The organism is Streptomyces flavotricini (assembly GCF_020639365.1).
In the GTDB taxonomy this organism is placed as follows: Bacteria; Actinomycetota; Actinomycetes; order Streptomycetales; family Streptomycetaceae; genus Streptomyces; species Streptomyces flavotricini.
Genome location: NZ_JAINUL010000001.1, coordinates 871,397 through 884,181 on the forward strand (window position 1 = coordinate 871,397; position 12,785 = coordinate 884,181).

Annotated in this window: 12 protein-coding genes; 6 read left to right on the plus strand and 6 right to left on the minus strand. The window is 73.8% G+C overall.

Annotated features, from left to right (window positions below):
* Window positions 1-36: 36 nt before the first annotated feature.
* The 6 genes from K7B10_RS04275 to K7B10_RS04300 are packed head-to-tail and all read right to left on the minus strand — an operon-like array spanning window position 37 to window position 5,714.
* Window positions 37-1,074, minus strand: a complete 1,038-nt coding sequence (locus K7B10_RS04275) for a pyridoxal-phosphate dependent enzyme (protein WP_229334596.1) — start codon at window positions 1,072-1,074, stop codon at window positions 37-39.
* Window positions 995-1,999, minus strand: coding sequence for a GHMP family kinase ATP-binding protein (locus tag K7B10_RS04280; protein ID WP_229334597.1), 1,005 nt, complete (start codon window positions 1,997-1,999; stop codon window positions 995-997). Before K7B10_RS04280 ends, K7B10_RS04275 begins: the two co-directional genes overlap by 80 nt.
* On the minus strand, window positions 1,999-2,850 hold the full coding sequence (locus K7B10_RS04285; RefSeq protein ID WP_229334598.1) for a Rossmann-like domain-containing protein: 852 nt from the start codon (window positions 2,848-2,850) through the stop codon (window positions 1,999-2,001). The genes K7B10_RS04280 and K7B10_RS04285 overlap by 1 nt, the downstream gene beginning before the upstream one ends.
* An 11-nt stretch (window positions 2,851-2,861) precedes the next feature.
* Window positions 2,862-3,659: an ABC transporter ATP-binding protein gene (locus K7B10_RS04290; RefSeq protein WP_229334599.1), complete on the minus strand. Its 798-nt coding sequence runs from the start codon at window positions 3,657-3,659 to the stop codon at window positions 2,862-2,864.
* On the minus strand, window positions 3,656-4,702 hold the full coding sequence (locus K7B10_RS04295) for a FecCD family ABC transporter permease (protein WP_229334600.1): 1,047 nt from the start codon (window positions 4,700-4,702) through the stop codon (window positions 3,656-3,658). The genes K7B10_RS04290 and K7B10_RS04295 overlap by 4 nt, the downstream gene beginning before the upstream one ends.
* Window positions 4,692-5,714, minus strand: a complete 1,023-nt coding sequence (locus K7B10_RS04300; RefSeq protein ID WP_229334601.1) for an ABC transporter substrate-binding protein — start codon at window positions 5,712-5,714, stop codon at window positions 4,692-4,694. The genes K7B10_RS04295 and K7B10_RS04300 overlap by 11 nt, the downstream gene beginning before the upstream one ends.
* 134 nt (window positions 5,715-5,848) lie before the next feature.
* On the opposite strand from K7B10_RS04300, the gene K7B10_RS04305 reads away from it, so the two are divergent.
* The 6 genes from K7B10_RS04305 (at window position 5,849) to K7B10_RS04330 (ending at window position 12,777) form a co-directional block, all read left to right on the plus strand.
* Window positions 5,849-7,120, plus strand: a complete 1,272-nt coding sequence (locus K7B10_RS04305) for an MFS transporter (RefSeq protein ID WP_229334602.1) — start codon at window positions 5,849-5,851, stop codon at window positions 7,118-7,120.
* An 87-nt stretch (window positions 7,121-7,207) separates the two neighbouring features.
* Window positions 7,208-7,759 (plus strand): GNAT family N-acetyltransferase, encoded by a 552-nt coding sequence (locus tag K7B10_RS04310; RefSeq protein WP_229334603.1) that lies wholly within the window; start codon window positions 7,208-7,210, stop codon window positions 7,757-7,759.
* A gap of 155 nt (window positions 7,760-7,914) precedes the next feature.
* On the plus strand, window positions 7,915-9,396 hold the full coding sequence (locus tag K7B10_RS04315; protein ID WP_229334604.1) for a Y4yA family PLP-dependent enzyme: 1,482 nt from the start codon (window positions 7,915-7,917) through the stop codon (window positions 9,394-9,396).
* The gene (locus K7B10_RS04320) at window positions 9,393-10,718 is read left to right on the plus strand and encodes a pyridoxal-phosphate dependent enzyme (protein WP_229334605.1); all 1,326 of its coding nucleotides are present in this window, start codon (window positions 9,393-9,395) and stop codon (window positions 10,716-10,718) included. Before K7B10_RS04315 ends, K7B10_RS04320 begins: the two co-directional genes overlap by 4 nt.
* Window positions 10,711-11,940 carry an aminotransferase class V-fold PLP-dependent enzyme gene (locus K7B10_RS04325; protein ID WP_372481366.1) on the plus strand — a complete coding sequence of 410 codons (1,230 nt, stop codon included), beginning with the start codon at window positions 10,711-10,713 and terminating at the stop codon, window positions 11,938-11,940. Before K7B10_RS04320 ends, K7B10_RS04325 begins: the two co-directional genes overlap by 8 nt.
* 54 nt (window positions 11,941-11,994) lie before the next feature.
* The gene (locus K7B10_RS04330) at window positions 11,995-12,777 is read left to right on the plus strand and encodes a class I SAM-dependent methyltransferase (RefSeq protein ID WP_229344763.1); all 783 of its coding nucleotides are present in this window, start codon (window positions 11,995-11,997) and stop codon (window positions 12,775-12,777) included.
* The last annotated feature ends 8 nt before the right edge of the window (window positions 12,778-12,785 follow it).

Here is a 12,785-nt window from a genome sequence, read left to right on the forward strand (position 1 = left end):
AGGCGGGGCGGGGCGCGGGGGTACGCGCCGGTGAACTCACCCCTGCCGGCCGACCCCCCGGACCGCCGGCGCCGCCGGGGCGCGGTTCCACCGCATGCGGGACCACGGGAGGGCGAGCCCGCTCGGGTCGCGGACCTCCCGCGGCGCGAGGTGCTCGATCGGCGCCGCCTCCCGGTACCGGGCGTGGACGGTGTCGACGTACCGGTGACCGGTGTCGGCGGCGATGAACAGGACCGTCCGCTCGGGGGCGCGCTCGCGCTCGTGGCGGGCGGCGAGGTAGCCGGCGCCGGTGGAGAGGCCCGCGAAGACCGCGTGCCGGCGCAGGAGGTCGACGCTGCCCGCCAGCGCGGCATCGAAGGAGATCCAGTGCAGGGTGTCGTACAGCTCGTGCGAGACGTTCCCGAACGGGATGGAGCTGCCGATCCCGGCGATGATGATCTCGGGGTCTCGGACGTGCTCGGCGCCGAAGGTGAGGCTGCCGTACGGCTGGACGCCGACGAGTTCGACATCGGCCGGGGCGGCGGCAGCCCCGCGCAGGTGGCGGGCGAGGGATCCGGTGGAGGCCCCCGATCCGACCCCTCCGACGACGGTGAGCCCGGTCGCGCCGCCCGTCTCCTCCCGGATCCGGTCGGCGATCACGCGGTAGCCGAGGTAGTGGATGTCGTCGTGGTACTGCCGCATCCAGTGGTACTCGGGGTGCTCGGCGAGGATCTCGTGGATCCGCTCCACCCGCCGCTTCTGGTCGAGCCCCAGGTCGCTGCACGGCTCCATCTGCTCCAGGGTCGCCCCGAGCACGGCGAGCTGGGTGCGCAGCGTGCGGTCGACCGTCGTCGAGCCGACGATGTGGCAGCGCATGCCGTACCGGTGACAGGCCAGGGCGAGGGCGTACGCGTAGATGCCGCTGGAGCTGTCCAGCAGGGTGTCCCCGCGGCGCACCGCCCCGGTGTCCAGCAGACGGCGTACCGCGGCGAGGGCGGAGACCACCTTCATGGTCTCAAAACGCAGGCAGACGAGCCGGTCGTCGAGCCGTATCAGGTCCGGCCGGCCGATCGCCTCGGCGATGTGCTGATCCATGCGGGAACTCCTTGCCGGTGGTGGGGAAGGTGGTGAAGGTGCGGGTGGCGGGGATGCCGTGGGCGTCGAGGGCGCGCAGGCAGCCGCGTACGCGGTGGCGCAGATGCGGCGCGGCCGGGTCGAAGAGCACGCCCGCCACCGCGCCGCTGTGCGCGATCTGCACGCCGACCGCCCCGACCCGCCGGTGGATCGCGGCCAGCGCCTCGAACTCCGGGTGCCTCAGCACTTGTTGACCGCGCCGGGCGCTGGCGGTGGCCACCTCGCCGAGAAGCCGTGCGTCCGCGGTGGCCACCGCCCGGCGCAGCAGCGTACGCAGCCGCTCCCAGGCCCGTACGTCGCCCTCCTCGGGCTCCCGGACGGGCAGGGAGAGGGTGTCCACGGGCGCGCCCCCGCCGAGGGCGCAGCCCACCACGACCAGCGGCGGCAGGGCCGGCCCGAGGGCTTCCAGCACCCGGCCCTCGCGCTGGGCGAACAGCACCGGCCGGCCGTCCAGCATCAGGGGATCGCAGGCCTGTTCCGCCCGCACGGCCAGCCGGGCGACCGCCTCGGGGGTCGGCCGCAGCCCGTACGAGTCCGCGACCGCGCGGACGGTGGCGATCACGTCACTGGTCGAGCTGCCCATGCCGAGGCCCACCGGTATGTCACCGGTGAGCCTCAACTCACCCCCGCAGGGCGGCTGTCCGGTCCGCTCCGCGTATTCCGCCACCGCGAGGGACGCGGCCCGTACGGCTTTCGTACGGTCGGCGGGTACGGCGGTGAGTGCTTCGGGCGCCGTACCGGGCCTGCGGAGGAACTCGGCGCGACTGCCCGGGCCGGCCATGGGGAGGGTGACCAGGCCGGCGCACCGGCGGCCGTCGGTGTCGAGGAACACGCCCTGGAGGAGCTCGCCGTGGTGGCAGGGGGCGTGTCCGGTGCCGGTGGGCATCACGCGCGGCTCACCGTCCGGTAGCGGTACAGGACCGTCTCCTCGGCACTGAACTGGGAGAACGGGAACGGCTCGGCGGACAGGGCGGTCACGCCGGAGCCGAGGAAGGCGCGGGCGACGGCGCTGCCGGTCTGCGCGTAGACGATCAGCGGGATGCCGCGGGAGCGGCAGCGCTCCAGGACGGTGTCGAACGAGCCGTTGCTCAGGGTCATCCCGGTGGCGACGACGGCCTGGGCGCGCTCCAGCACCTGGTCCATGTCGTCGGTGACGGGGTCGCCCCACTGGGTGGCCTTGAGGTTGAAGTCGCAGGGCAGCGGTTCGCCACCGCGCTCGCGGATCGCCGCGACGAGCGGGTTGACGACGCCGATGAGACCCACGCGGGCCCCTTCGTCGATGTCGAGCAGACCGGCGATGGCCGCGTCGCGGGCCTTCGCGCGCGTCTCGGGGGTACCGGTCGGGAGGGCGACCGGTTCGGCTTCACCCGCCGCGGCGGCCACCCGGTGCGGGCGGGTCTCGGACAGGTACGCGTCGAGGGCGGCGATCCGCAGCGGGCGCGGGGCCCCGCGCAGCAGGGCGTCGAGCGGAACGCCGCAGGAGTCGCGGCAGATTCCCGGGTCGATCTCGCCGGCCTCGAAGGCGCAGCCTCCGAAGGAGCCGCCGAGGCGGACCAGGACGTACTGGTTGAGGTACGTGGTGTCGCCGCCGGCCAGCCGGGTGCCGTGGTGGATCCAGAACACGCTGGTGGCGACGAGTTCGGAGGGCAGTGGGCCGTGTTCGCCGGCCAGGACGGCCTCGACGAGTGCGTCGACGGACGGCGGCGCGAGGGCGGGGAGGGGGGTGGTGCGGTTCACGGGGTTCCTTTTCAGAGGGCGGATCGGGGTACCGGTGGCAGGGTGCCGAGCGGCCCGCGGTAGGCGACCGCGGGGTGGCCTAGCTGATCGGTCGTGAGTTCGGCGTCGACCTCGAAGACCTCGGCGAGCCGCTCGGCGGTGAGGACGGCCGCGGGCGCGCCGGAGGCGATCAGGCGGCCGTGGTGCAGGAGCAGCAGCCGGTCGCAGTACCGGGCGGCGAGCGACAGGTCGTGCAGCGCGATCAGGACCGTCCGTCCGCTCCCGGCCAGCAGCTCCATCAACTCCAAGCGGTGTTTGACGTCGAGGTGGTTGGTGGGCTCGTCGAGCAGGAGCGCGTACGGCTGCTGAGCCAGCGCGCGGGCGATGTGGGCGCGCTGGCGCTCGCCGCCCGACAGCGCCTTCCAGGGCCGGCCCGCGAGCGCGGTGAGCCCGACGCGCTCCAGCGCGTCGGCGACCGCCGCCCGGTCGGTGGCGTCCGGTCCGCGCCAGCGGTCCCGGAACGGGGTCCGTCCCAGGCCGACGACGTCGGAGACCCGCAGGTCGCTGTCGGCGCCCGGGTCCTGTGCCACGAAGGCGACGTGGCGGGCGGTCCGCCGGGCGCTCCAGCCCCGTACGGACTCGCCGTCGTAGCGGACCGTACCCGCCTCGGGCGTCCGCAGCCCGGCCAGGCAGCGCAGCAGCGAGGACTTGCCCGAGCCGTTGGGGCCGAGCAGCGCGACGGTCTCGCCGGACGCGATGTCCGCGCCGACCTCCCGTACGACCTGCGTGCCGGCCACCGACCAGCTCACCTTCTCGGCGCTGATCCTCACAGCTCACCCCGCTTGCGCAGCACGAGGAGGAAGAGCGGCACTCCGAGCAGGGCGGTGATCACGCCTACGGGAACCTCACGGGGCGCGAAGGCGATCCGCGCGAGCGCGTCCGTCCACACCAGGAACACCGCGCCCGCGAGCGCCGCGTACGGCAGCAGCAGCCGGTGCAGCGGCCCGACGAGGAACCGCACCCCGTGCGGGACGATCAGCCCGACGAAGCCGATGGCGCCGACGGTGGCCACCGCGACGGCGGTCAGCGCGGCGGTGACCACGAGCAGCAGCGTCCGCGTATGCCGCACGCCGATCCCGAGGGACGTGGCGGTGTCGGAGCCGAAGGCGAGTCCGTCGAGGGCGTTCGAGCACAGCCAGGCCACCAGCAGCCCCAGCGGGGTGACGATCGCGCAGACCACGACGGTGTTCCAGCGGGCCGGCGCCATCGAGCCGAGCAGCCAGTGCGTGACGGCCCGCGTGGTGTCCGCGTCCGCCGAGGCCATGAGGATCAGCGAGGTCAGGGCGGTGAAGAGCTGGCCGACCACCACTCCGGTGAGGACGATGCGGACCGAATCCAGTCCGGTGCGCCGCAGGAGCAGCAGGAGCAGCCCGAACGAGAGCAGCGCGCCGGCGAGCGCGCCTCCGGTGACGCCGAGCGTGCTCGCGCCGATCCCGAGGACGAGGACGGTGACGGCTCCCGCGGATGCGCCGGAGGAGACGCCGAGCAGGTAGGGGTCGGCGAGGGCGTTGCGGGTGACCGCTTGGAGCACCGTGCCGCAGACGGCGAGGGAGGCGCCGACGAGGGCGGCCATCAGCACGCGCGGCAGCCGCAGGTCCCAGACGAGCGAGTCGACGAGCGGGGCCAACGGCCGCACGTCCAGGCCGAGACGGCCGCCGAGGACGCGGGCGAGCCCGCTCCAGCCGACATCCGCGGTGCCGATGCGCACGGCGCCCGCCACCGAGACGGCCAGCGCGCCGGCGGCGAGGAGCAGGAGGACCGCGTGGGCCGTCCCGGCGGGTCCCCTCACGGTGGTGGCCGGGTCAGCGGACATGTCCGAGGTCCTTCATGCCGTTCGCCAGCAGCCCGAGGGCGTGCACGGAGCGCACCGACGGGTCCAGTTCCATGCCGGGCACCTCCAGGATCCGCCCGTCGCGGACGGCCGCCAGTTTCGAGATCACCGGGTGCCGGGCCATCTCGGAGCGCTTCTCCGCGGCGCTGTCGCCGGGCCGCCCCCGCTCGGACAGGTCGCCGATCACGATGAAGTCCGGGTCTCGCTTGGCGACTTCCTCCCAGGTGACCTCCGGCCAGTCCTCGTTGACGTCGTCGAAGGCGTTCCTCGCGCCGACGATCCGGCTCATCTCACTGGGCAGGCCGTTCTTGCCGGCCACGTACGGCATGCCGTTGAAGACGGAGTAGAGGTAGACGATGCTCGGCCGCTGCGCGCCCTGGGGGACCCCGGCGGCGTTCTCCCCCGCCTTGGCGACCGCCGCGCGCTGGTCGGCCACGAGCTTGCCGGCCCGCTCCCGGGCGCCGAAGAGCGTGCCGAGGTTCTCGTAGTCGGAGAAGAGCAGATCGAACGCGGTGGTGCCGGGCGGGTTCTGGTGAGGGCAGTCCACGGCGCTGACGAAGGTGGGGACTTCGAGGGCGTCCAGTTCCTCGCGGGTGCCGGCGCGGTCCTTGGTGTAGAGGTCCGCGGAGCCGGCGACGACGAAGTCGGGGGTGGCGGAACGGAGCTGCTCGCCGGTCGCGATCTTCGGGGCGATGACCGGGATCCGGGCGTACGCGGCCTCGTACTGCGCAGGGATCTTCGTCTTGAGGTTGGCGGTCCCCGCCATCCGGTCCTGGAGCCCGAGTTCGAGCAGGATCTCGGTCGAGGTCTGGTCAAGGGCGACGGTCCGCCGCGGCGGCCCGGCGACGGTCAGCTGACGGCCGCAGCTGGTGACGGAGACCGCGCCGGCGGCGGGCTTGCCGTCCGCCCCGGATCCTGCGCCGGCTGCGGTGGAGCAGCCCGCGGTGGCGAGGGCGAGGGTCAGGGCTGTCCCGAGGCGGGCGGGGTGGCGCATGGGTTCTCCTGTCGGAAGGGGAGGCGGGCGCGGACGTGCCGCGTTCGAAGAGTACTGTAATGGTATTCATTTTCATTAACGCCAACGGGGTGGCTCACCGAGCCGCTCCCCCACCCCCGAAGGAGCCCCCAGACGTGGCGACCACACCCACGCCGGCCGCGGCCAAGACCGTTGCCCCGCCTCCGCGTTCGGTCCTGCGCGACCCCGCCTTCCTGCGCCTGTGGGCGGGCACCACGGCCTCCGGGCTCGCGACCTGGGCCCTGCCCTTCGTCCTCGGGCTCGCCGTGCTCCACCGCGATCTCGGAGCCGCCGGCCTCGGCCTGGTGCTCGCCGCCCGCACCGCCGGCTTCCTCGCCGCGGTCGGCGTCGGCGGCGTACTGGCCGACCGGCACTCCCGCCGCGCGGTGGTCCTCTGGTCCGCCCTGGCGGCGGCCGCCGCCGCACCCCTGCTCGCCGCGGGCCTCGGCCGCTCACTCGTGCTGATGACGGCCGCCGCGGCCCTCGCCGGGGCCGGACAGGGCGCCTGCCGCCCGGCGTTCCAGGCCCTCACCGCCGAGACCGTCGAGCCCGGGCGCCGTCAGCAGGCCAACGCCGCCATGACGATGGCGGTCCGCGGCTCCACGCTCGCCGGACCCGCCCTGACCGCCCTGCTCGCGGCCTTCCTCGACGTCGGGGCACTGCTGCTCGGCATCGGCGCGCTCTGGCTGGTCGCCGCCCTGGTGCCCGGCCGGGGCGGCGCCACCACCACCGGCGGGGACTTCGCCGCGCCGCCCGCCCCGCGCGCGGGCTTCCGTACGGAATTCCTGGAGGGCATGCGCGAGGCGCGCCGTCACCCGTGGTTCCTCGCCGGACTCGCCGCCCTGGCCGCCGTCATCACCCTCGGCTACTCCGCCACCAGCGTCGCGCTGCCGCTGATCAGCCGGGACCGGTACGGCACGGAGTGGGTGCTGGCCGCCGCCGTGACCGCGTACACCGTCGGCGCGCTCGGCGGGGCCCTCGTCATCGCCCGGTGGCGGCCGCGCTCCCCCGGCCGGGCCGCTTTCGCCGGGCTGGCGGCGTACGGGCTCGCCCCGCTGAGCCTGATGCTCCCGGCCCACCCGCTGGTGGTCGTCGCCGCCTACGCCGTGGCCGGAATCGGCATCGAGCTGTTCAACGTGCCGTGGTTCACCGCCACCCAGCGCGAGGTGGCCCCGGACAAGCTGGCCCGCGTCTCCTCGCTGGACTTCCTGGTGTCGTACGGCCTGGCGCCCGTCGGGCTCGCGCTGATCGCCCCCGCCATCGACGCCTTCGGGGTCACGGCCGTACTCGGCGCCTGCGCCGCCGCCTGCTTCCTCGTACCGGCAGCGGCGGCGCTGGTGCCCACCGCGCGCCACTTCGGCCGACCGAGCGCGGCGCCCGCGGACTGAGCGCCGACGGCCACGGCGGGCCCGCCCCCGGCCGGCTGTCGCCCGGCCGGGGCACGCGTCGACGCCGCGTCTGGCAAGCTGCGCTCCATGACCGCGCCGCAACCACTCGATTTCGCGCAGATCACCCGCCCGCGGGAGCTTTCCGCCGAGCTGCGGGACCAGCTCGTCGACTGCTGGGTACGGGTCATCAACGCCGGGGGCGCCGTCATCCCCCGCGGGCTCCCCATGCCGCCGGTGCGCAACGACCAGGCCGACCCGGCCCTGGGGCGGCTCGTCGGCGCGCTCGATCCGCGCCGCGCCCGGATGCTGATCGCCACGGCCGGCGGACAGCTCGCCGGTTGGCTGATCCTGCGCCGTGACCCGCATCCCCTCGTCGCGCACTGCGGCGCCGTCAACCACGTCATGACCCACCCCGACTTCAGGGGCCGCGGCGTCGGCACGGCGCTGATGCGCCGGGTCGGCGAACTCGCCCGGCAGGAAATGGGACTGGAGCAGCTGCACATCGCCGTCCGGGCCGGGCTGGGGCTCGAGGAGTTCTACGGCCGTCTGGGCTGGCGGGAGATCGGGCGCTGGCCCGGCGGCCTGCGGGTCGCACCCGGCGACGACCGCGACGAGGTCCTCATGTACCTGCCCCTGTGAGCACCCTGAGCCCCGTCGGTCGCACGCGTTGCCGTCCCGTCCCCGTCGCGTTTCGGCCATCTCCCGGCCACACGCGTCCACATGGGATCAACAGGGCATGAACAGGGCCGCGAGGGATATCGTCGTACGATCGGCGCGCGGGAGGAGCAGCTGGGATGGACACCGGCCCCCTGTACTTGGAACCGAGGCTGGCGCCACGCCTCGCCGCGCTGCTCGGTTCGCCCCCGTTCCTGCACATGCTCGCGGACGCCCTCGGCTCGCCCCTCAACGTGCTCCTGCCCGACCAGGCGGCGGAGAACGCCGAGGGCTTCCGCTCCGTCTACCGCCGCCACCGGCTCGGCGGGCAGGTCTTCTTCGCCCACAAGGCCAACCGTTCCCGGTCCCTCGTACGGCGGCTCACCACGGCGGACGCGGCCGTGGACGTGGCCTCCGTCGGCGAGCTCCGCCGCGCCCTCGGCGCCGGTTTCACCGCGGACCGCATCATGGCGACCGGCCCCAAGGACCCGGCGTTCCTGTGGCTCGCCGCGCGGTCGGGGGCCACCGTGAACGCGGACGGTCCGGGCGAGTTGGAGGCGCTGGCAGACCTCGTGCGCCGTCACGGCCTGCCCCGCCCGAAGGTCCTGCTGCGACTGTGCGAGTTCGAGACCTCGGGGCCCAGGATGCTCTCCCGCCGGAGCCGGTTCGGTACGTCCGTAAAAGCCCTGGGGCCCCTGCTGGACCTCCTCGACCGCCACCGGGACCGCGTCGATCCGATCGGCGTCGCGTACCACCTCGACACCACGAGCGCGGACGAGAAGGCCATCGCCCTCGAAGGCTGCCTGCGGGCCATGGACGACCTGCGATTACGGGGATTCCAGCCCCGCGTGGTCGACATCGGCGGCGGCTTCGGCGTCAGCTACCTCGCCCACGCCGCCCAGTGGGACCGCTACACGAGCGAGCTCGCGGCGGCCGTCATGGGCCGGCGCCCGCCGCTGACCCGGGGCGGCCACGGGTACGGTCTGCACGCCGAGGGCGGTACGCTGCGCGGCGCCCTGAGCCTGTACCCCGCCCACCGCCCGGTCGCCGGCGCGGGCTATCTCGACGCGCTCCTGTCGCAGCCCGCCCCCACCCTGGGCCGGGCCCTGGGCACCCTGCTGCTGGAGAGCCTCTACGACCTGTACACCGAGCCGGGCCGGGCCCTGGCCGACCAGTGCGGCCTCACCCTGGCACGGGTGCTGGAGGTGCGCCGTACGGACGCGGGCCCCGCACTCGTACGCCTGGCCATGAACGCGAACGACGTCGCCCTGGAGGACCACGGGATCCTCGTGGACCCCGTACTGGTGTCCCGCGAGGGCGGACCCGCCGGCCCGCCGGAGCCGGTCGGCGTCCACCTGATGGGCAACCTGTGTCTGGAAGCCGACCTGATCACACGCAGAACGGTGTTCCTGCCGCGGCTGCCGCGTGTGGGCGATCTGCTCGGTTTCGCCAACACCGCCGGCTACTGCATGGACTTCGGCGCGACGCACGCACAACAGCAGCCGTTGGCGCGCACGGTGGCGGTCCGTCACACCGGTGGCTCCTGGCGCTGGTGTCTGGACGAGGAGTACTGGCCGATCGAGGAGTACGGGCCGACATCCGATTCGGGGGGACAGGCATGAGGTACGACAGCATCACCGAGGCCATCGGCAACACCCCGCTGGTCCGCATCGATCCGGCCGTACACGGCCTGCGTCACATCGATCTCTACGCGAAACTGGAGATGCTCAACCCGTTCGGCTCGGTCAAGGACCGGGCCGCCTGGAACATGGCCCGGGCCGCACTGCCCGGCGCCGGGGAGCGCGGCGAGACCGTCGTCGAGCTGTCCAGTGGCAACACCGCCAAGGCCCTGGCGGTGATCGCGGGCATGCACGGGCTGCCGTTCAAGAGCGTCACCAACCGGATGCGCATCGCGGAGGTCAAGGACCTGCTCCTGCTGCTGGGCGCCGAGATCGAGGAGCTGCCGGGTCGCAGCGAATGCCTGGACCCGACGGACACCGAGGACCCGCTGACCCTCTTCCACCAGCGGCTGAACGAGTCCGGCGGCGCCCACCTGCACACCGATCAGTACTTCAACGCGCTCAACACCGAGGCGCACGCGACGGGCACGGGTCCGGAGATCGTGGCGGACCTGGACGGCCGGGCCCCGGACTGGTTCCTCGCCTGCGTCGGAACGGCCGGCTCCTCGACGGGCGTGGCCCGGGCGCTGCGCGCGCACGATCCTGCGGTACGGGTGATCGGACTGGTGGGCGAGAAGTCGGACTTCATCCCCGGCATCCGCAACATCGACGAGGTCCACGAGGTCGGCCTCTTCGACCCGGCCACGTACGACACGATCGAGTCGGTCGGTGCCGACGACGCGATCGACGGCATGCTCACCCTGGTCCGGCGCTGCGGGATCCTCGCCGGCCCCACGGGCGGCGCCGCCTACCACGGCGCCGTGCGCCATCTGCAGTCACTTGACGCGGAGTTGACGGGGCCGGTGCGCAGGACCGCGGTCTTCATCGTCTGCGACCGGGTGGAGAGCTACCTCGGCTACGTCAAACAGCGCCGCCCGGAGCTGATGCGCCGTCCACCCGCACGGAACTCCGTGGCCGCGCTGAGCGATGCCGAGGTGCGGGCCGCGCAGGTCATCGAGGTGGCCGACGCCCGGAAGTGGATCGCGGCGGAGCGGCCGCTGGTGATCGATCTGCGCAGCTCCTTCGCGTACGCCGCGCTGCACATCGACGGATCGGTGAACATCGTGGACGAGCTCTTCGACGAACTGGTGCGGGGCGGGCTCCCGTTCGGCAAGCGGCAGCCCGTGCTGCTGGCGTGCCCGGTGGGCGAGCAGTCGGCGCGCTACGCCGCGCTGCTGACCCGGATGGGGCATCCCGACGTACGCAGCCTCGCGGGCGGGATCATCGCCTGGCGGGACGCGGGCGCGCCGCTGGTGCGTGACTGACGTGGCCGGGGCGGCCGAGCCGGCCGGCATCGCCGATGCCCTGGCGGAACTACGCGCCTGGCAGCGCCCGTTGCGCGCCCAGTTCCCGATCGTCGTGGCGAACCCCGGGCTCGCGTACCTGGACAGCGCGGCCACCGCACAGAAGCCGCAGGCCGTACTGGAGGCCGTACAGCGGTACCTGACCACCTCCAACGCCAACGCGGGCCGCGGCTCGTACCCCTGGGCCAACGCCACGACGGCGACGGTGGAGCGGGCCCGCGACCGGGTCAAGGAGTTCCTGGGCGATCCCGATCCGGACCGCTCCTGCGTGCACTTCACCAGCGGGGCTTCCGACGGCCTGCGCACCGTGGCCCGGGACTGGCTGGCGCAGCGGCTCACCGACGGGGACGAGGTCATCGTCCCGTTCGCCGACCACGAGGCGAACCTCGCGCCGTGGCTGGAGGTACGGGAGCTGCTGTCGCGCCAAGGCGTCGGGATCCGGGTGCGCGGGCTGCCGTACCAGGAGAGCTCCGGCGACTACGATCCGGCGGCGCTCGCCGCCTCGGTGGGCCCGCGCACCCGTTTCGTGGCAGCCACCCACGTGCACCACGTGTACGGCGTCGACATGAACGTGCACCGGATCCGCCGGGTGGTCGGGCCGTCCGTCCCGATCTGCCTCGACGCCGCGCAGAGCATCGGGCACCTGCCGTTCTCCGTGGCCGAACTCGACGTGGACTTCGTGGTGTTCTCCGGACACAAGTCCATGGCGCTGCCGGGTACGGGGGCGGTGTGGGCCCGCGGCCGGCCCGGGGTGCCGCCATTCCGGCCGGGCGGCTGGGCCGGCACCCCGAACACCGTCGGCATCGCGAGCCTTGCCGCCGCCCTCGACTGGCTGGACGCGGCCGGTACGGACCGGATCGAGGCGTGGACGGTGGCGCTGGCGGCCCGGCTGACGGACGGCCTGAGCCGCCTGGACGCGTACGAGGTGCTCGGCTGCCGCTCCAGCCTGGCGGCCGGATCCGAGGTGCAGCGGCGCCGGAGCATCGTGACGTTCCGGCATCGCGAGATCCCCTCGCGCGATCTCGGGTTCGTCCTCTACGGCCACGGGTTCATGGTGCGCTCCGACAGCCACTGCCAGGCGGGGGCCGGCGAGTCGGACGGCTCGGTGCGGGTCAGCCTGCACGTCCACAACACGTGCGAGGAGATCGAGGGGCTGCTCGCCACCCTCTCCAGTCTGCAATGATTTTCATGTGGAGTCAGGGCCGTGAGAACGGCAGGAGCACGAGCGGACAGCGACATGGACGTGGGCAGTGCGGTCGGCGTGGGCACGGTGGCGGCGGCGAGCCACTGGGTGGAGCGCTGGGAGCGGCAGCAGCAGCGCTACGCGATCGACCGCGAGGAGCGGTTCACGGTCATCTCGGACGTGGTCGAGCGCGTCACGGCGGGCAGCGGGCACACCGCTCCCCTCCTCCTCGACCTGGGATGCGGACCGGGGTCGCTGGCCGCCCGGCTGGCCGCGCGCATGCCCGCCGCCGAGGTCGTGGGCGTCGACGCCGATCCCCTGCTGCTGGAGCTGGGGCGGGCGCACCACGGTACGGCCCTGCGCTTCGCGCAGGCCCGCATCGGGGAACCGGGCTGGCTCGACGCCCTCGTACCGGGCCGTCCGGTGGACGCCGCCGTCTCCACGACGGCCCTGCACTACCTCGGCGAGGAAACGCTCCGGCGCACCTACGAGGAGCTGGCCGAGCGGATCCGTCCCGGCGGCGTCCTCGTCAACGGCGACCATCTGGACCCCGACTCCCCCAAGGTCCACGAGCTCGCCGTGGACATCGGCCGGCGGCGCGCCGAGCGCCAGCAGGCCCTCGCGCACGAGGACTGGGAGTCGTGGTGGTCGGGCGTGCGGGCCGACCCCGAACTGGCGCCGCTCCTCGCCACCCGCGACCGCCTCACCCATCCGCACTGCGAGGGCAACAAACTGACCCTCACCGACCACCTCGAACTGCTGCGCGAGGCGGGCTTCGAGCACGTCGGCACGGTCTGGCAGTTCGGCAACAGCCACGTGGTGGTGGCGGTCCGCTGACTCCGGCG